Origin of the sequence: Pseudomonas sp. B14(2022) (genome assembly GCF_012030485.1) — a bacterium.
In the GTDB taxonomy this organism is placed as follows: Bacteria; Pseudomonadota; Gammaproteobacteria; order Pseudomonadales; family Pseudomonadaceae; genus Aquipseudomonas.
Window position 1 is genome coordinate 13977 of record NZ_JAAUVM010000040.1, and the last position, 15402, is coordinate 29378.

Here is a 15402-nt window from a genome sequence, read left to right on the forward strand (position 1 = left end):
TCCTGCCAGCCCCTTTGATTAACCTTGGACGCCTTTCACATAGCCCAAGGAAAATCCGAATGACCCCCTTATCCAAATCACTGGAGCAGTTGCTCGATGATATTTACCAGGACGACAACGTATCGTTCGTCGAGTACAAGACCCTGCGAGATGACGCAGATCGCCGCATGGACGCTGTTATCAAGGAATTCGGCCTGCATAACAACGTGACGGCCTTCCAGAAGGCCATGGATGTGGCGATGCAACTACTGCAGACCAGCGTTATCGACGCGAAAAAAGCCACCCTGACCGACACCGGCGAGGCCATCGTCAAGGATGCCTTGACGGCTCAGGTAGAGTACCTGCGCGCCGGCAGCCAATTGGCACTGCGTCTGCTGTGATCACCTGACTGTCTTCGTTCCGTCACATTGCATTGCTACCGTCCTGCGAAATATCTTGCAACATCTCGCCAGCAAGGACTCCCCGCAATGAGTGATGATCACGAAGACCGCCCTTCCCCCGATTCCATAGCCCAACCGCCGGTAGACACCGGCCGTCGGCGCTTCCTGGGGGGCGCGGCGGTGTTGGGGGTGGGCGCGACCTTGAGTGCCTGCGGCAATAGCAGTGAGGCGCCCGGCAAGCCCGTGCCGCGGCCGCTCACGCCGCAGGAGCTGGACAAGGCGTTGCGCGACCAGGTGAAGACCGTGGTGGTGATCTATGCCGAGAACCGCAGCTTCAACAACCTGTTTGCGGACTTCCCAGGCGTTGAGAAACCGCTGTCGGCGCTTTCTGCCGCCGACACGCAGCAACGCGACCGCGACGGCAGCCTCTTGACCACCCTGCCCCCGACCTGGGGCGGTGTGCTGCAAGTAGGCCCGCAAAGCGTGGATGGGGTGACTTACCCCAGCGAAGTGCAATTCCAGGAAAACCTGCCCAACGCGCCGTTCGCCCTCAAGGGCCCGAACGCTGAAGACCTGCCTTTGAGCCTCGTCACTCGCGACTTGTGGCACGTGTTCTACCAGAACCAGATGCAGATCAACGGCGGCAAGAACGACGGTTTCGTCGCCTGGGCCGACTCCGGTGGCCTGGTCATGGGCCATTACGCCCAGAGCCGTTATTCCCTGCGCCTGTGGGACGTGGCCAAGGAGTTTGTGCTCTGCGATAACTTCTTCCAGGGAGCGTTTGGTGGCTCGTTCCTCAACCATCAATACCTGATCAGCGCCACCGCGCCGTTTTACCCGAATGCCGCGCAGTCGGTGGCCAAGGCGCAGATCGCCACGCTGCAAAGCGATGACCCCACCGACCCGCGTCTCAAGCCGCTGGATAAATCCCCGGCCAGCGCCATGACCGGCCCGCCGCAGTTCGGCCCCAGCGCGCTGACCCCGGACGGCTACGGTGTGAACACCCTGGCGCCGCCTTACTGGCCGACCTGGATTCGTGACCCGGAAAACCCGGACTACGCAAAAGCCGACCTGCCCAACGTGCTGGTGCCGCAGACCCACGAACATATCGGCGACAAGTTGTCGAAAAAGAACGTCGACTGGGCGTGGTACGCCGGGGCATGGCAGGCAACGCTGGACCAGTTCAAGGATTCGGGGGGCATTCCGAAGATTCCAAACTTCCAGTACCACCACCAGCCGTTCAACTATTTCAAGCAGCAAGGCCCCGAGAACCGTGCGGAGCGTGACAAGCGCCTGCGCGATGGCGGTTTGGGCGATGAGGCGAGCACCAACAAGTTCTTCGCCGATGCCCAGGCCGGCAAGCTGCCGGCCGTGAGTTTCTACAAGCCACAGGGCAACCTGAACATGCACGCGGGTTACGCTGACATTGCCTCGGGCGACCGCCATATCGTCCGCGCCTTGAAGGTGCTGCAGGAAAGCCCGCAGTGGAAAAACATGGTGGTCGTGGTGACCGTCGATGAAAACGGCGGCTGGTGGGACCACGTCGCCCCACCCAAAGGCGACCGCTGGGGCCCAGGCACGCGGGTCCCGGCGCTGGTGGTCTCGCCCTTCGCGCGCAAAGGCACCGTGGACCATACGGTGTACGACACCGCGTCGATCCTGCGCTTGATAACGCGGGTCTTCCAGCTGGAGACCCTGGACGGGCTCAAGCAACGCGATGACGCCATGATTGCCCGCGGCCAGAAACCCATGGGGGATTTGAGCAACGCGTTGCAGTTCAGCGTGTAGGACGCTTATCCAATAGCGACATGCCTGGCGATTTAGCACGCGGTTTTCCTGGTCAACCGCTACTGTGAGGGGGTGGGCTTTCATCCCGCGCAGACGGGCTTTCGCTGACAAGGAATCAAGTATGTTCAAACCGACCAGGTTGTCCTTCACCGTGGCCGCACTGATGGCCAGTGCGGTCGTACACGCCGACATCGAAGTCCCTCTGGGCAGCACGCAACGGGTCACCCAGTTGTTCGCTTACCCCAATAACTGCAATGTGATCTGCTTTCGGCCGTGGACGCTGGAGCAGACCGCCGAGCACTACCTCAACCAAAGCCTGCAGCGCGACGGCTACAGCCGAGCCAAAGTCAGCGTCAAAAACCATGAAGGGCAGCTCGCCGCGACCTTCAGCGGTGTACCCGACAGTTACGGCCAGCCCCTGACCGCACTGCTCAATACCGCTGACCTGGCCTACCAGGGCGCGAGCAAACTCAACAGCGACGGCAAGTGGGCTTACAACTGGTACCTGTTCCTGCCACTGGGCATGGCCCTGGAAAACCGCAAGAGCATCGAGCTGCTGCATTTTCCGCCGGATTATTCGCTGACCCAGGCCCAGGATTACCTGGAGTCGGCCACCACCGACCGCTGGGCCAGCCTGCTTACCGATAACGGCGTGCCGGCCACCGAAACCCCGGCCTACCAGACCATCATCGATATCGCGCCCATCGCCGCCCCTTCCAATGCGGGCAAGGACCTGGAGAACGTCTATAGCTACTTCACCGACTACCAGACCCGCATGGTCAGCGAACTGAGCCTGCACCCCAACGGCTCGCTGCCAATGGTCGCGTTCGGCGCGCCGGTGCGCAGCTGGATCAAACAACAATACGGGCAAACCGTGGGTGTGCTGGGCCTGGCGCAGATCAGCCCTGCCGCGGGCAAGACCGTCTCGGTGCTGGGCGCCAACCACCCCAGCTACATCTGGTACGCGGCCAGCCCGGACACCTATGACGGTAACGAGCAGCAAGCCGACGATGCGGGTTTAAAAGTGATGGGCCAGGACTTGAGCGCCGCCTGCTGGCAGGCCGGAATGGGCCAGAAACCGGCGAGCGATCCGAATGTACTGCTCAAGGCCTGCATGAACACCTGGCAGGTCACGCGCAAAGAGCAGACCTGTGAGTTGTTCTACACCTCGGTGCGCAACCTGACCCCGGAACAGGCGAACGCCAAATGCGCCACGCCCGCGATCAAAACGCAGCTCAAACAGCTGAAGAACACAGCGCCCGCCCCCACCATCACGGCGCCTGTGCTGTAGACAGCCAAAAAAAACCGATTTCTACTGTCAAAGTTGACAGTAGAAATCGGCTCCATGTTCAGCGAGTCTTGAGCCGGGCACATCCGCTGCAAGACTGGTAGTCAGCCACCACCCGCAGGTCGATGCAGCCTCACCAAGGAGAGTTATGAAAACTCAAGCCATGGACCCGGCTAAAACCGCTGTGGGTGATTGTTTGTACCCGTTCAAGACACTGCTCGTTGAACAGGGCTATCCCTCGGCCAAGCACTTTAAGGTTGAGCGCGACGACGGCGGCGTCAGGGCTCGCGTGAGTTTCGACGGCCGCGTGCGCATTGCCCGAGTGTCCGGTTACGCCGTGAACGAGCGACGCACACGTACGTTGCAGCTGTCTGCCCGCATCCACCTGTACGACAGCTGGTTCTGCGGCCTGCTGCGGCATTCCTGCAACCCGAATGTGTTTTTCGACACCACCTACCTGGAGCTATGGACCGTGCAACCCATAGCCGCCGGCGCCCCACTGACCCTGGATTACGCCAGCACCGAGGACGCCTTGTTCCGGCAGTTCGCCTGCCAATGCGGCGAGCTGAACTGCCGGGGGTGGATCACCGGCAGCACAGAGCTTTTGAACGCCGAGGGCCAGGCATTCATGACCCGCTGGCGCGACCGCAAACGGCCTTAGGCTTCGCCCAGCGGACGCAGGCGATACTGCGGCGGCAACTGCTCAAAACCACTGATGGTGGTGTTCAAGCTCTTCCAACGGCCGTCCTTGATGCCGTAGATGCAGCCGTGGATCGACAGGCTCTGCCCACGGTGCCAGGCGTTTTGCACAATGCTGGTGTGGCCGACGTTGGCCACCTGCTGGATCACGTTCAGCTCACACATGCGGTCCACACGTTCCTCTTCGGTCGGCAATTGGGCCAGCACGTCACGGTTTTCGTAGTAGAGGTCGCGAATGGTGCGCAGCCAACCGTCGATCAGGCCGAACTGGCGGTCCTGCATGGAGGCACGCACGCCGCCGCAGCCGTAGTGGCCAGTGACGAGGATATGTTTGACCTTGAGTACATCGACGGCGTACTGGATCACCGACAGGCAATTGAGGTCGGTGTGCAGCACCACGTTGGCCACGTTGCGGTGCACGAACAGGTCACCGGGCAGCATGCCGACGATCTCGTTGGCCGGTACCCGGGCGTCGGAACAACCGATCCACAGGTATTCAGGGGTCTGCTGGCGGGCGAGCTTGGCGAAGAATTCGGGATCTTCCTGTTTGATCGCATCCGCCCAGCGTTCGTTGTTATCAAGCAGGTCTTGTAGTTCGTTCATCAGGGAAAGCCTCAGGAATGATGCGCAGCTTTGACAGACGACCGCCCGTCCGGGTCACGCCGATCATAAAGATAGCCGGCGGGCAATTACTTGAATCTTGGGGGGCCATGCCTGTCCACACACTATAAGCCCCACAGTATGAGGATTGGCCATGACTGAATCACGACGTCCCTACGGCGCTACACAGCCCGAACCGATTGACGACAACGAAGATCGCATGGGCTCGATGCGCGAGCTGGATTTTGACGAGGAAGAACCGACGGCGGAGATTGGCAATGAGATTCCGCGTGGCGAGCGTGAACACCTGATGCCCGACGAACGGGTGCGCGAGGCAGGAATGACCGGGGCTTCGACCGATAATCATGAGTCGACCGATGATGATATGAGCCCGGAAACGCTAATCCATGAAGATGGTGCGCGGGATGCTCGGGAGGCGGGTGAAGACAACCCGGCGGATTTTGACCTGAGCATTGTGGATGAAGATGACATTGGCGGCGGGAATGGGCTGGATGAGGCCGAGTTGGCTGATATCGACCCGGTAGACGGTAACCGCTGACACACCGCACAGCTGAATGTGGGAGGGAGCAAGCCCTCTCCCACATGGGTTTTGTGTGCTCAGTCGACCAGGGTGCAAGCCATGACCACCGCATCTTCACGACCACCGACAGCCGGATAGTAATCCCGACGACGGCCAATCTCGTTGAAGCCATAGCGTTCATACAGACGGAACGCACCGGTATTACTGTCGCGCACTTCCAGGAAGCATTCCCGCGCGTTGGCGGCATAGGCACGGGACATCAGGTGCTCCAGCAGCGCCAACCCCAGGCCACGGCCCTGATTCTCCGGCTTGACCGTGATGTTCAGCAAATGCGCTTCATCGAGGATGATCTGCACCACGCCGTGGCCTACCTGCTGCTCGCCTTCGAACATCAGCCAGATCTGGTACTTGCCCAGCCCGTCGAGAAAGATCCCGCGAGTCCAGGGGTGGCTGAACGCCGCGTATTCGATTTTCAGCACCGCGTCGAGGTCGGCCTCGGTCATCGGGCGGAAGGATAAAGCCTCACTCATCGGTTGTTTTCCAGCGCGCCATCAGCCGGCGCATGGCTTGCCAGACATCAGCCTTACGCTGTGGCTCTTCCATTAATAATTCCAGGCCCGGCAGGGCCCATACAGCGCCCAGGCCCTCGACCTGCAGTTCGCGGTACCAGGCTTCGGCGTTCGCTTCGCCGGCAAACCGTACGGCGGGCAGGCCGATCAGCCACAGGCACACGCAGGGTTCGTCTTCCAGGCGCGCCGAGACGAAGCCTTGCACAAAATCCCGCGCCGCTTCCGGGCCCTGGTCCATGGTGCCGCGCACCAGCAGTGGCCAACGGACCGGGTCGCCGACGATTTGCGGGCTGTCGGGCAGGCCGGCGGCGCGCAGCATGTCCTTGAGCAGCATGTAGGCGGGGTCGCGGGTCTGGAAGCGCTCGCCGGTGGGCAATTCCACCAGCAGCAGGCAGCGCCCGGCCCGCAGCAGTTGCAGGGCGAAACGCGGTGGCGGCACCACCGGGGCCTTGACCACCGGGGCTGCCTCTTCGGCTACCACCGGCTTGGCCATGGGCGAGGGACGGGGCACTTCGATCTTGGCCCGCTCGACCGCCGGCCGCGCTGGCGGCACGGGCTTGGCCACCACCACCGGGGCGGCGGCCTCCTCGCCCGAGGTCTCGAACGCCTCATAGGGCTCAAGCGCCTCTAACAGCTCGGGCCGCGACGGGGCGGCGAACGGCAGTTCGGTGCGGGGCAGCCAGTTGACCACCTGCATGGCGGTCAAGTAAGCGCGACGTCGGGACTCGATAAGCACAGCTCGGCCACTTGTGGATAAGTAAAGAGCGGGGATTCTACCGCTGTTCGGTAACAATCGCCCACTGTGCACTGACCGGCTGTGGATAAATCCCGCGCCTGATGCAGTACAATCGCGACTTTTAATCGCCAACCAGCCGGCCATTCCCATGATCGAACCCAAGCGCGTCCTGCGCGCCCTCGCCGAACACTGGGCCTTACTTGAGCCACTGTGCGAACACTTCGACCAAGGCACCCTCAGCCTGAGCGAGCTGCGCGCACAACTGGCCGCCCAACAACTGGACAGCACGCCCCAGGACATCACCAGCCTGCTGGACGTGTGGATTCGCCTGGACATCCTGGTGCCTGTCGCCAAAAGCCCGAATCGTTTCGAGCTCAACGCGCAGATCCACGACTTCCTGGCTTATCTTCGCAAGGAGCACCGGCTCGGCCTGTGCCTGGAAATCGAAGCCTACCTGCGCCATCTGGAGCGCTTGGCCGGTTATATTCAGGACGCCTTCGACATCCGTGATGGCCACGACCTGGCCCGCCAGTTGCGCCTGCTCGACATGCGCGTACGCGACGTACTGAAAAAACTCGCCAACGACGAACAGGCCCTCGCGGCCGTGGCCGACCGTGCCAAGACCAGCGACCGCCAGATCCCGTTGCGCCAGCGTTACGCCGAAGTCCTGGCGACCTGGGACGAATACGTCGAACCGATGATTCAACTGGTGAACGCCGACGGTGCCTTCGAACAAGGCGTGCGCAAGGTAGAAAACGTGCTGTTGCGCATGCTCACCGAGCAACAGCGCCTCGGCCACCTGGTGGACGACGACATGCTGCTGCGCACCCACGCGCGCATCCTCGAAATGCAGACCAGCGCCCAGCTGACCCTGCGTCACGCCCGCGAGCTGCTGTTGCCGCTGCGCGAAGAGGCACGCCGGCACAACGCCGTGACCCGTGGCGCCGCGCTCGCGCTGTCGGCCATCCGCCGTAAAGGCCTGGACGCGGTGCCGCAGGCGGCGATGCCGATGTTCACCCGGCCGCAAAGCACCTTCCTGGGCAGTGCCAGCCAGGTCGAGGCCTATGTGTATGCGCTGGCGAACTTCGAGCCTAAACCGGCACGGTTCCCCAAGGCGCACAAATCCCACAAGGGCGAAGCCCAGCGCGCGCCGCGTACGGTCAAGGAAATGCTCGAGCGCTGCGAAGACGCGCTGCCGATGCCGGACTTGATGACCTGGCTGCTGGAGCAGGAACCGGACGGCGCGACCGACGAGTTGCTGTACTGGTTCTCACGGCTCTCGCGCGAAAAACGCTTCAAGCGCGAGCGCCTGGAACGCCGCGATTACCACACACACGAGCACCAGGTCAGCCTGCGCTCATTCGCCCTGCTCCCGGCCGGCACCGACGCCGCCGAGCATCCTGCGAGTACACCTTATGCATCTTGATCTATCCGAACTGTCCCAGCTGGCGCCGATCTTTCGCGAGCTGTTCAAGGGTTACCACGTCAGCCGCCGCGACCCCGAACTGTACGCGCAACTGTCGAACTTCCAGGACCAGTACCGCACGCTGTTCAAGGCCCTGGGCTTTGAGCTGGTGTGCGATACCCGTGGCTTCTATTACTTCGTGCCGGACTCCGCGATTGCCAGTGCGCAGGTCAACAAGACCGCCCAGCGCCTGGCGCTGTTCACCTTCATCATCGTCGAGCACCTGGCCGACCAGGGCCGCGACCCGATTGCCGTGCTCGACGGTGGCAGCCTCGGTCGTGATGAACTGCCGTCCCTGCTGGAAAAGTACCGCGACCTGTTTATCCAGGCCGAAGTGCAGACCCAGGAAGAACTCGAAGAAAAAATCATGCGCCGCATGACCCAACTGGGTTTTGCCAGCGAAGACAACGGCATTTACCGCTTCCTGCCACCGATGCATCGCTTCCTCGACGTGTGCCTGTCGGTGCAGCAAGACCGTGACCTCGCGGCCAGCGTACACAGCGTGTTGCCGTTGCCAGCGCCAGTGATCATCGACGAAGACAGCGACGAGAAACTGCTGAAGACCGATGACCCGCTGGACTTGAGTGACTTCGCTGAAGAAAGCGAAGAAGACGCCCTGGCCCGCGCCATTGCCGAAGAACAGGAGACCGACGCATGAGTAAGGAACGCTACGGCATCCGCCGCTTCGCCCTATTGAACACCGCCGGTTACAGCTTGGGCTTGTTCCCGCTGGAAGAGCCGCTGTCGGTGTATGGCGCGAACAACCTGGGTAAATCCGCGTCGATCAACGCCTTGCAGTTCCCGATCCTGGCGCGCATGTCGGACATGAGTTTCGGCAAGTACACCCTGGAGCAATCGCGGCGCTTCTACTTCGCCACCGACACCAGCTACATCCTGGTGGAAGTCTCCCTGCCCCACGGCCCGCACGTAATCGGCGTGGTCGGGCGCGGTCCGGGCGGCGGTTTTGGTCACCAGTTCTTTGCCTATGCCGGCAAGCTGGACCTGGCCCACTACCAGAAAAACGACACCTGCCTGCGCCAGAAAGAGCTGTTCACCAACCTTGAGCGCGAGGGCCTCAAGGCCTACGAACTCAAGCCGGATGAACTGCGGCGCTTGCTGGTGGGTGGCCACACATCGATCCCGCTGGACCTGACCCTGATCCCGCTGCGCTCCACCAGCGAGCAGAGCCTGAAGACCTTCCGCGCGCTGTTTATCAACCTGCTGCACATGCGCGAAATCACCGCCGCCAAGCTCAAGCAGCTGTTCCTCGATGCGTTCGAACACAGCCTGCGTTCGGGTAGCGTGGATTACATCGCCGCGTGCGAAGAGGCCTTCCGCGATGTACGCCGCATGGAGCAGGACTACAACTCCCTGGTCGCTGCCGGCCCGCTGGTGGAAGCCTTGGCCAATGGCGTCCGGCAGCGCGACGCCCTGCGGGGCAAGCTGCATCGCCTGTCGCCGCTGTTGGATTCGCTGCTGGGCACCTGGTCGGACTACGCCAGTGCGCGCAAGGAAGAGCTGACCATCCAGGCCGAGCACTACCGCAACGAGCAGGATGCACTGCAGAACGATCAGCGTGGCGGCACCCAGGAGCTGATGCGCCTGGAGCGGGAAATCAGTGGTATCCAGCGTTGGCTGGGCGAGTTGTCGGTGCTCAAGCATCGCTTTGCCCTGGTGGATGACGTCAAGGTGCTGGAGCAGCAACTGCTGGCGGCCAAGGACGCTCACGATGAACTGGCGGGCGCCCTGGCGCAGTCGCGACAGTTCAGCGCCGAGGATTTGGACGAGCGTTTGCGCGACCTGGAAAAGCGCTTGAAGTCGGTCAAGCAGCAGCTTGATCACGCGGATAACAACAGCTACGCCAAGCTGCGCGAAGAGTTTTCGCAGCAGGATGTCGAGCGCCTGATGCGCCTGTTCAACAGCTCGTTGTTCAGCCTGCCATTGGGTGAACACGGCATCACGCTGGACGAGGACGGCCAGTGGGTCAAATCCCTGGAGCAGATCCTGGATGGCTTCAAGGGCGAGCGTTTTGAAGTGCCGGGGCTGTCCATCGACATCTCGCACATCGAACCACCGGCGTTGCAGGCCCTGGCGGATCGTGCGGCGTTGCGCGACCAGAAAGAGCGCCTGGAAAAAGAACTCAAGCAGCTGAAAACCCAGCAAGCCGTGGCCTCTGACCGTGCCGCAAGCAAGACCCAGACCGAAGCGCTGTACCAGCAAGTGCTCGACGCGCAAAAGGCGCTGGAAGATTTCCGTCGCGCGCAAACCCTGAGTGCCGAGGAAGGCGAAAAACTGGAAAACCTGGCGCAGATGGAAGCGGCCCAGGATGAGTTGAAGCGTTCCAGTGACGCCTTTACCGAACGCGTCCAGCAACTGTCCGCCAAGCTGCAACTGGTAGGCCGGCAGATCGGCGATATGGAAGCCAAGCAACGCACGCTGGATGACGCCTTGCGCCGCCGGCAGCTGTTGCCGGCCGACTTGCCATTCGGCACGCCGTTCATGGACCCGGTCGATGACTCCATGGACAACCTGCTGCCGCTGCTCAATGACTATCAGGACAGCTGGCAGGGCTTGCTGCGTGCCGATGGCCAGATCGAGGCGCTGTACGCTCAGGTGCGCCTCAAGGGCGTGGCCAAGTTCGACAGCGAGGATGACGTGGAGCGTCGCCTGCAATTGCTGATCAACGCCTATGCGCACCGCACCGATGAGGCGCTGACACTGGGTAAGGCACGCCGTGCTGCGGTCACTGACATTGCGCGGACGCTGCGCAATATCCGCAGCGACTACGACAGCCTGGAACACCAGTTGGCGCTGTTCAACCGCGAGATCAACAAGCGTCAGGTGTCCAACCTGCAGAGCTTTCGCATCGTGCTCGCGCCGAACAAGGAAGCCCTCAAGCATATCGACCAGATCATCCACAGTGCTGGCCAGTACGAAGAAGGCGAAACCCTGTCGGTGTTCGACCTGAGCCAAAGTGCCGAGCAGGACAACAAGAACGAAGAGGCCAAGGAATACCTGGCCCGCCTGGTGGCCGCCAACCATAACCAGTTGGGCCTCAAGGACCTGTTCGAGCTGGCCTTCGAGATCACCAAGGTGCACGGTCAGCCGGTGATCCACACCGACATCGACGGTGCGGCGTCCAACGGCACCACCATGACCATCAAGGCGCTGACCAACATGTACTTGTTGCTGCACTTGATGGACCGCGACCAGGCTGGCCGCGTGCGCCTGCCGTACTACCTCGACGAGGCGGCGGATATCGATGAGAAGAACCAGGCAGCGTTGCTGGAGACCAGCTTGCAACTGGGCTTTGTGCCGATCCTCGCCAGTGTGAAGCCGCAGGTGTCTGCCCAGGTGGCAATCGACCTGGAGGGCGGCAGCGGGCCGAACGGGATCTACATCGATGAGGCGGACTGGAAGTACATCCGCCGCCATGATGGGGTGAAGGCGACGGTGAATGTGCAGGCGGATGAGCCGGAGTTGGATGAAGTCTGACGCTTTGCGCTGAAATGTAAAAAGGCCGCGATCCATTGGATCGCGGCCTTTTTTGTAGCTTTATTTGCCGAGTGGAATTTTAGGCGCCCACGTCAGCCATTCCTCTTCGAATTTGTCGAACAGCGGGAAGGTTTGCTGCGGCCGCGCTGCGTTCCCCATGCGCTCGCCGTCTGGCGTGGCAAATGCGATACCGCCGGCCACCAGCGTCTCCAGGGACTCGGTACGCACCGTCGCCCCCTTGAACAGGCCGAAGTCGAGGCCGAAGCCACTGGTGTTCCAGAAGCGGCTGCCACTGCGTACCAGCGGCGCGTACTTGGGTTCGATCAGGATGTGGATCAGCACGCGGTCGGCGGTCTGGCCAAGCTCGTAGCCGGTCACTTTGCCCACGGTGACTTCACGGTAGGTCACCGGTACGCCTTCCTTCAACGAGCCACGGCGTGCGGCGCTGAGTGTCAGGCTCAGGCCAGCCTCTTGACGGACAGTTTCAGGGGGCTGGTCCAGTGCGACGAAACTCTTCTGCGGGCCGGCGTTTTTCGCAGCCGGCTGCACCTCAATGTATTGCCCGGTGACCAGTGTTTCCAGGTTGGAGGTTTTCATCAGGCCCAGCTCTGGCTTGACCACCCAGAACTGGCTGCCGACGCGCGCGATGCGGTCTGCCACTTGGGTGATACGTGCGCTGAGCAGCACCGACTGCATATCGGCACTGAGGTCCACACTCTCGATCTTGCCCACATCCAGGCCTTTGAAACGTACCGGTGTGCCTGGACGCATACCGTCAGCACGGTCGACCTTGATGGTCACCAGGGTGCCATGCTGATTGGCAGCCTCACGGTCGGCAAACAAGCGGAAACGTGGAATGCGTTTTTTCAGCGGTACGTTCGGCTGCGGTGTTTCGAAGGCAATACCGCCGGCCATCAGGCTGGCCAGGGATTCACTCTTCACCTGGATACCACCGGTAAGGCCGCCGGTCAGGGTGACGCCGCTGGCATTCCAGAAACGTGTCGAACCGTTGACCAGGTTTTCGTATTCCTTCTCGATATGAACGCCGATCACCAGTTGCTTGTTCTTGCGCGAGAACTGGTAGCTCTGCACCGAGCCGACCTTGACCTGCTTGTAGAGAATCGGGCTGCCGACATCCAGGGAGCCCAGGTTGTCGGTAAACAGGACCATGTGCAGGCCTGGGGAGCGCAGGTCCAGCGGCGGCGCCTTGGCACGGGCGACGAATTCGCGTTGCGGGGCGCTGCCTTTGTCGCCAGGGCGAATGGCGATGTAATTACCTTTGACCAGGGCTTCCAGGCCGGTAATACCGGCCAGCGAGATGGAAGGTTTGACCACCCAGAACTGAGTGTCCTGAACCAGGTAGTCTTCGGCCAATGGGTCGAGGGTCAGCTCGGCGTTGGCGCTGGACAGGTCCGGGTCGATCTTCAAGGTTTTCAGGCTGCCCACCTGAATGCCTTTGTACATCACCGGTGTACGCCCGGCCTGCAGGCCTTCGAAGTCCGTTAGCTTGACCTTGGCCTTGATACCGGCAGCGGCCGCGTCGAAATCTTCGTACAAGCGGAACGGCAGGCTCGGATCAGTGGGTGGACTGTCCTTGCGGTTCTCTGGGGTGGCGAAGGCGATGCCACCGGCGACGATGCTGGAAAGAGATTCGCTGCGCACTTTCACGCCGGAGAGATTGGCGTCGATGCTGATGCCGCTGGCGTTCCAGAAGCGCGTGTGTTTGCGCACAAGGCTGGCGTAGGTCGGCTCGATGTAGACCTTGATCTCGACGGTGCTCTGGTCCTCGGAGAGCAAGTAGCTTTTGACCTGGCCGACCTGTATCTGCTTGTAGAACACCGGGCTGCCGCGATTGAGCGAACCGAGGCGGTCGGCCTTGATGGTCAGGTGCAGACCGGGCTTGGCGTCAGATAACGGAGGCTCTTCGGAGAGCGCCTTGAATTTACGGGTAGGTTCACCATCACCAGGGCTCGCGGCGATGTAGTTACCGGAGACCAAGGTTTCCAGGCCGGTAATACCGGCAAGGCTGACGCTGGGCTTGACCAGCCAGAAACGGGTGTTGGTCTTGAGGTATTGATCAACATCCTTGTTCATCTCGATGGTGGCGATCACCCCGCGATTATTACCCTCATCGTCAAGAGCCAGGGTCTTGACCTTGCCCACGGGCATGCCTTTGTAGACTACTTCGGTTTTGTTGGCCTGGATGCCTTCGCCGCTTTCAAAGCGCACCTGGATCTCAATACCCTGCTGGGAATAGGCACGCCACCCCAGCCAACCACCAATGATCAAGGCAATCAGGGGAAGAACCCAAATGGCTGACCAGTTGGAGGCCGGGCGGGTTTTAGCTTTAGGCAAATCACTCATGGTCGTCGTCCGACTCCGTGTTATCCCAAATCAGTCGGGGATCAAAAGTTACTGCGGCAAGCATCGTCAAGATCACCACACTGGCGAACGCTGCAGCACCGAGGTTAGCCTCGACACTGGCAAGCCGTCCAAAATTTACAACCGCCACCAGGATGGCGATCACGAAGATATCCAGCATGGACCAGCGGCCAATGAATTCGATAAAGCGGTACATGATAATGCGTTGCTGCGCGGAAAGCGGTTGGTGACGCTGTACGGAAAACAGTAACAGGCCAATGCCCACCAACTTGAACGTCGGCACCAGGATGCTGGCGATGAACACCACAGCCGCAATCGGGAACATACCGTGCTGCACCAACTGGATCACACCGGCCATGATGGTGCTGGGCTCGCCCTGGCCAAGGGAGTTGACGGTCATGATCGGCAACAGATTGGCGGGGATATACAGAATGGCCGCCGTGACCAGTAAAGCCCAGGTGCGCGCGAGGCTGTTGGGGCGACGGGCGTGGATCAGTGCACCGCATCGAGTGCAGGTTTGCTCATCGGTGTCCGGCTCTTGTTTGTTCAGCTCATGACATTCGGTACAAATCAGAATGCCTGCGTCAATCGCCCGCATGATCATCTTCTCCTGACAGTGCTTGCCAGATCTGGTGCGGCGACATCACCACCTCAAGCAGAACCTGAACCATTAATAGGCTGACGAAGCAGACCAAACCCAGGCCGATGGTGATTGAGGCCATGTCGGCGAGTTTCACGATCGCCACCAGTACGCCCATCAAGTAGACCTCCAACATCCCCCAATCCTTCATGTGGTGGTAGATGCGGTACAACAGCAACCCGTAACTGCGGCCTATTTTCCAACGAATACTGAGCAGCACCGCCAGTTGGCAAAGCAGCTTGAGCAGCGGAATGCCCATGCTGCATAGGAACACCACGGCGGCGACGCCTTGCATCCCGGTATCGAATAGGCCGACTACGCCACTCCACACGGTGTCTTCTGAGGACTGCCCGAGCAGATTGAGCTGCATAATGGGCAGAAAGTTCGCGGGGACGTACAGCAACAGCGCGGCGAGTACCAGGGCGAGGCTGCGCTCAACGACGTTATGGCGGTGAGCGTAGAGCTCATAACCGCAACGCGGGCATTGGGCTTTTTCACCGAGGGCGAGCACGGGTTTGCGCATCAGCAAGTCGCACTCATGGCATGCCACCAAGTTCTCCAGTGGTAAATCCGACACCTCAAGGGCGTCAACCGGATCCGGCATAGATAGGGCTCAAACTTTAAAAAAGGTTAGGTGGCTATTCTAGTGGTCTGGTTCAGAAATAACTGTGCAAATTTGTCGTGCGTCTTTCCGCACTTTTCGACCGCGCAAAACAAAACCCCATCTGCTTTCGCAAATGGGGTTTCGGAATTTAATCTTGACGATGACCTACTCTCACATGGGGAAACCCCACACTACCATCGGCGATGCATCGTTTC

The 15402-nt window shown here is 60.9% G+C and carries 14 protein-coding genes; 8 read left to right on the plus strand and 6 right to left on the minus strand.

Going from position 1 to position 15402, the window contains the following annotated elements:
* The first annotated feature begins 59 nt into the window (after positions 1 to 59).
* The 4 genes from HCF10_RS30480 to HCF10_RS30495 all read left to right on the plus strand — a co-directional run bounded on the left by HCF10_RS30480 (position 60) and on the right by HCF10_RS30495 (position 4117).
* Positions 60 to 380 carry a hypothetical protein gene (locus HCF10_RS30480; RefSeq protein WP_167657051.1) on the plus strand — a complete coding sequence of 107 codons (321 nt, stop codon included), beginning with the start codon at positions 60 to 62 and terminating at the stop codon, positions 378 to 380.
* An 87-nt stretch (positions 381 to 467) separates the two neighbouring features.
* The gene (locus HCF10_RS30485) at positions 468 to 2168 is read left to right on the plus strand and encodes an acid phosphatase (protein WP_167657052.1); all 1701 of its coding nucleotides are present in this window, start codon (positions 468 to 470) and stop codon (positions 2166 to 2168) included.
* Positions 2169 to 2289: 121 nt separating this feature from the next.
* Positions 2290 to 3459 carry a hypothetical protein gene (locus HCF10_RS30490; RefSeq protein WP_167657053.1) on the plus strand — a complete coding sequence of 390 codons (1170 nt, stop codon included), beginning with the start codon at positions 2290 to 2292 and terminating at the stop codon, positions 3457 to 3459.
* 145 nt (positions 3460 to 3604) lie between these two features.
* Positions 3605 to 4117, plus strand: a complete 513-nt coding sequence (locus tag HCF10_RS30495; RefSeq protein ID WP_131700453.1) for an SET domain-containing protein-lysine N-methyltransferase — start codon at positions 3605 to 3607, stop codon at positions 4115 to 4117.
* On the opposite strand, the gene can is transcribed toward HCF10_RS30495, so the two are convergent.
* Positions 4114 to 4758 (minus strand): carbonate dehydratase, encoded by a 645-nt coding sequence (can, locus tag HCF10_RS30500; protein ID WP_003188288.1) that lies wholly within the window; start codon positions 4756 to 4758, stop codon positions 4114 to 4116. The genes HCF10_RS30495 and can overlap by 4 nt on opposite strands.
* 151 nt (positions 4759 to 4909) lie before the next feature.
* Between can and HCF10_RS30505 the strand changes: the two genes are divergently transcribed.
* Positions 4910 to 5314, plus strand: a complete 405-nt coding sequence (locus HCF10_RS30505; RefSeq protein ID WP_131700454.1) for a serine kinase/phosphatase — start codon at positions 4910 to 4912, stop codon at positions 5312 to 5314.
* Between the two features lie 59 nt (positions 5315 to 5373).
* On the opposite strand, the gene rimI is transcribed toward HCF10_RS30505, so the two are convergent.
* A complete protein-coding gene (rimI, locus tag HCF10_RS30510) occupies positions 5374 to 5826 on the minus strand; it encodes a ribosomal protein S18-alanine N-acetyltransferase (RefSeq protein ID WP_003188286.1) in 453 nt (150 codons plus the stop codon).
* Complete coding sequence (locus HCF10_RS30515) at positions 5819 to 6562, minus strand: energy transducer TonB (RefSeq protein WP_131700462.1); 744 nt, start codon at positions 6560 to 6562, stop codon at positions 5819 to 5821. The genes rimI and HCF10_RS30515 overlap by 8 nt, the downstream gene beginning before the upstream one ends.
* A gap of 187 nt (positions 6563 to 6749) precedes the next feature.
* Here HCF10_RS30515 and mksB point away from each other — a divergent pair, with 187 nt between their 5' ends.
* From mksB to mksF, 3 genes are read left to right on the plus strand one after another with little or no spacing between them, the layout of a single operon-like run.
* A complete protein-coding gene (mksB, locus tag HCF10_RS30520; RefSeq protein ID WP_053134085.1) occupies positions 6750 to 8027 on the plus strand; it encodes an Mks condensin complex protein MksB in 1278 nt (425 codons plus the stop codon).
* A complete protein-coding gene (gene mksE / locus HCF10_RS30525; protein ID WP_027606956.1) occupies positions 8017 to 8724 on the plus strand; it encodes an Mks condensin complex protein MksE in 708 nt (235 codons plus the stop codon). Before mksB ends, mksE begins: the two co-directional genes overlap by 11 nt.
* Positions 8721 to 11561, plus strand: a complete 2841-nt coding sequence (mksF, locus tag HCF10_RS30530) for an Mks condensin complex protein MksF (protein WP_167657054.1) — start codon at positions 8721 to 8723, stop codon at positions 11559 to 11561. Before mksE ends, mksF begins: the two co-directional genes overlap by 4 nt.
* A gap of 60 nt (positions 11562 to 11621) precedes the next feature.
* On the opposite strand, the gene HCF10_RS30535 is transcribed toward mksF, so the two are convergent.
* The 3 genes from HCF10_RS30535 to HCF10_RS30545 are packed head-to-tail and all read right to left on the minus strand — an operon-like array spanning position 11622 to position 15187.
* Positions 11622 to 13925 carry a PqiB family protein gene (locus tag HCF10_RS30535; RefSeq protein WP_167657055.1) on the minus strand — a complete coding sequence of 768 codons (2304 nt, stop codon included), beginning with the start codon at positions 13923 to 13925 and terminating at the stop codon, positions 11622 to 11624.
* Positions 13918 to 14541, minus strand: a complete 624-nt coding sequence (locus HCF10_RS30540; protein ID WP_131700458.1) for a paraquat-inducible protein A — start codon at positions 14539 to 14541, stop codon at positions 13918 to 13920. The genes HCF10_RS30535 and HCF10_RS30540 overlap by 8 nt, the downstream gene beginning before the upstream one ends.
* Entirely contained in the window at positions 14528 to 15187 is a 660-nt protein-coding gene (locus HCF10_RS30545) for a paraquat-inducible protein A (RefSeq protein ID WP_131700459.1), read from the minus strand. The genes HCF10_RS30540 and HCF10_RS30545 overlap by 14 nt, the downstream gene beginning before the upstream one ends.
* Positions 15188 to 15402 lie beyond the last annotated feature (215 nt).

What these genes read in the sequence shown, in the direction of transcription:
- HCF10_RS30535 (WP_167657055.1), bottom strand. Translation starts at nt 13,925, where the DNA reads ATGAGTGATTTGCCTAAAGCTAAAACCCGCCCGGCCTCCAACTGGTCA.
- HCF10_RS30505 (WP_131700454.1), top strand. Translation starts at nt 4,910, where the DNA reads ATGACTGAATCACGACGTCCCTACGGCGCTACACAGCCCGAACCGATT.
- mksE (WP_027606956.1), top strand. Translation starts at nt 8,017, where the DNA reads ATGCATCTTGATCTATCCGAACTGTCCCAGCTGGCGCCGATCTTTCGC.
- HCF10_RS30545 (WP_131700459.1), bottom strand. Translation starts at nt 15,187, where the DNA reads ATGCCGGATCCGGTTGACGCCCTTGAGGTGTCGGATTTACCACTGGAG.
- HCF10_RS30540 (WP_131700458.1), bottom strand. Translation starts at nt 14,541, where the DNA reads ATGCGGGCGATTGACGCAGGCATTCTGATTTGTACCGAATGTCATGAG.
- mksF (WP_167657054.1), top strand. Translation starts at nt 8,721, where the DNA reads ATGAGTAAGGAACGCTACGGCATCCGCCGCTTCGCCCTATTGAACACC.
- HCF10_RS30515 (WP_131700462.1), bottom strand. Translation starts at nt 6,562, where the DNA reads ATGCAGGTGGTCAACTGGCTGCCCCGCACCGAACTGCCGTTCGCCGCC.
- mksB (WP_053134085.1), top strand. Translation starts at nt 6,750, where the DNA reads ATGATCGAACCCAAGCGCGTCCTGCGCGCCCTCGCCGAACACTGGGCC.
- can (WP_003188288.1), bottom strand. Translation starts at nt 4,758, where the DNA reads ATGAACGAACTACAAGACCTGCTTGATAACAACGAACGCTGGGCGGAT.
- HCF10_RS30490 (WP_167657053.1), top strand. Translation starts at nt 2,290, where the DNA reads ATGTTCAAACCGACCAGGTTGTCCTTCACCGTGGCCGCACTGATGGCC.
- HCF10_RS30480 (WP_167657051.1), top strand. Translation starts at nt 60, where the DNA reads ATGACCCCCTTATCCAAATCACTGGAGCAGTTGCTCGATGATATTTAC.
- rimI (WP_003188286.1), bottom strand. Translation starts at nt 5,826, where the DNA reads ATGAGTGAGGCTTTATCCTTCCGCCCGATGACCGAGGCCGACCTCGAC.
- HCF10_RS30495 (WP_131700453.1), top strand. Translation starts at nt 3,605, where the DNA reads ATGAAAACTCAAGCCATGGACCCGGCTAAAACCGCTGTGGGTGATTGT.
- HCF10_RS30485 (WP_167657052.1), top strand. Translation starts at nt 468, where the DNA reads ATGAGTGATGATCACGAAGACCGCCCTTCCCCCGATTCCATAGCCCAA.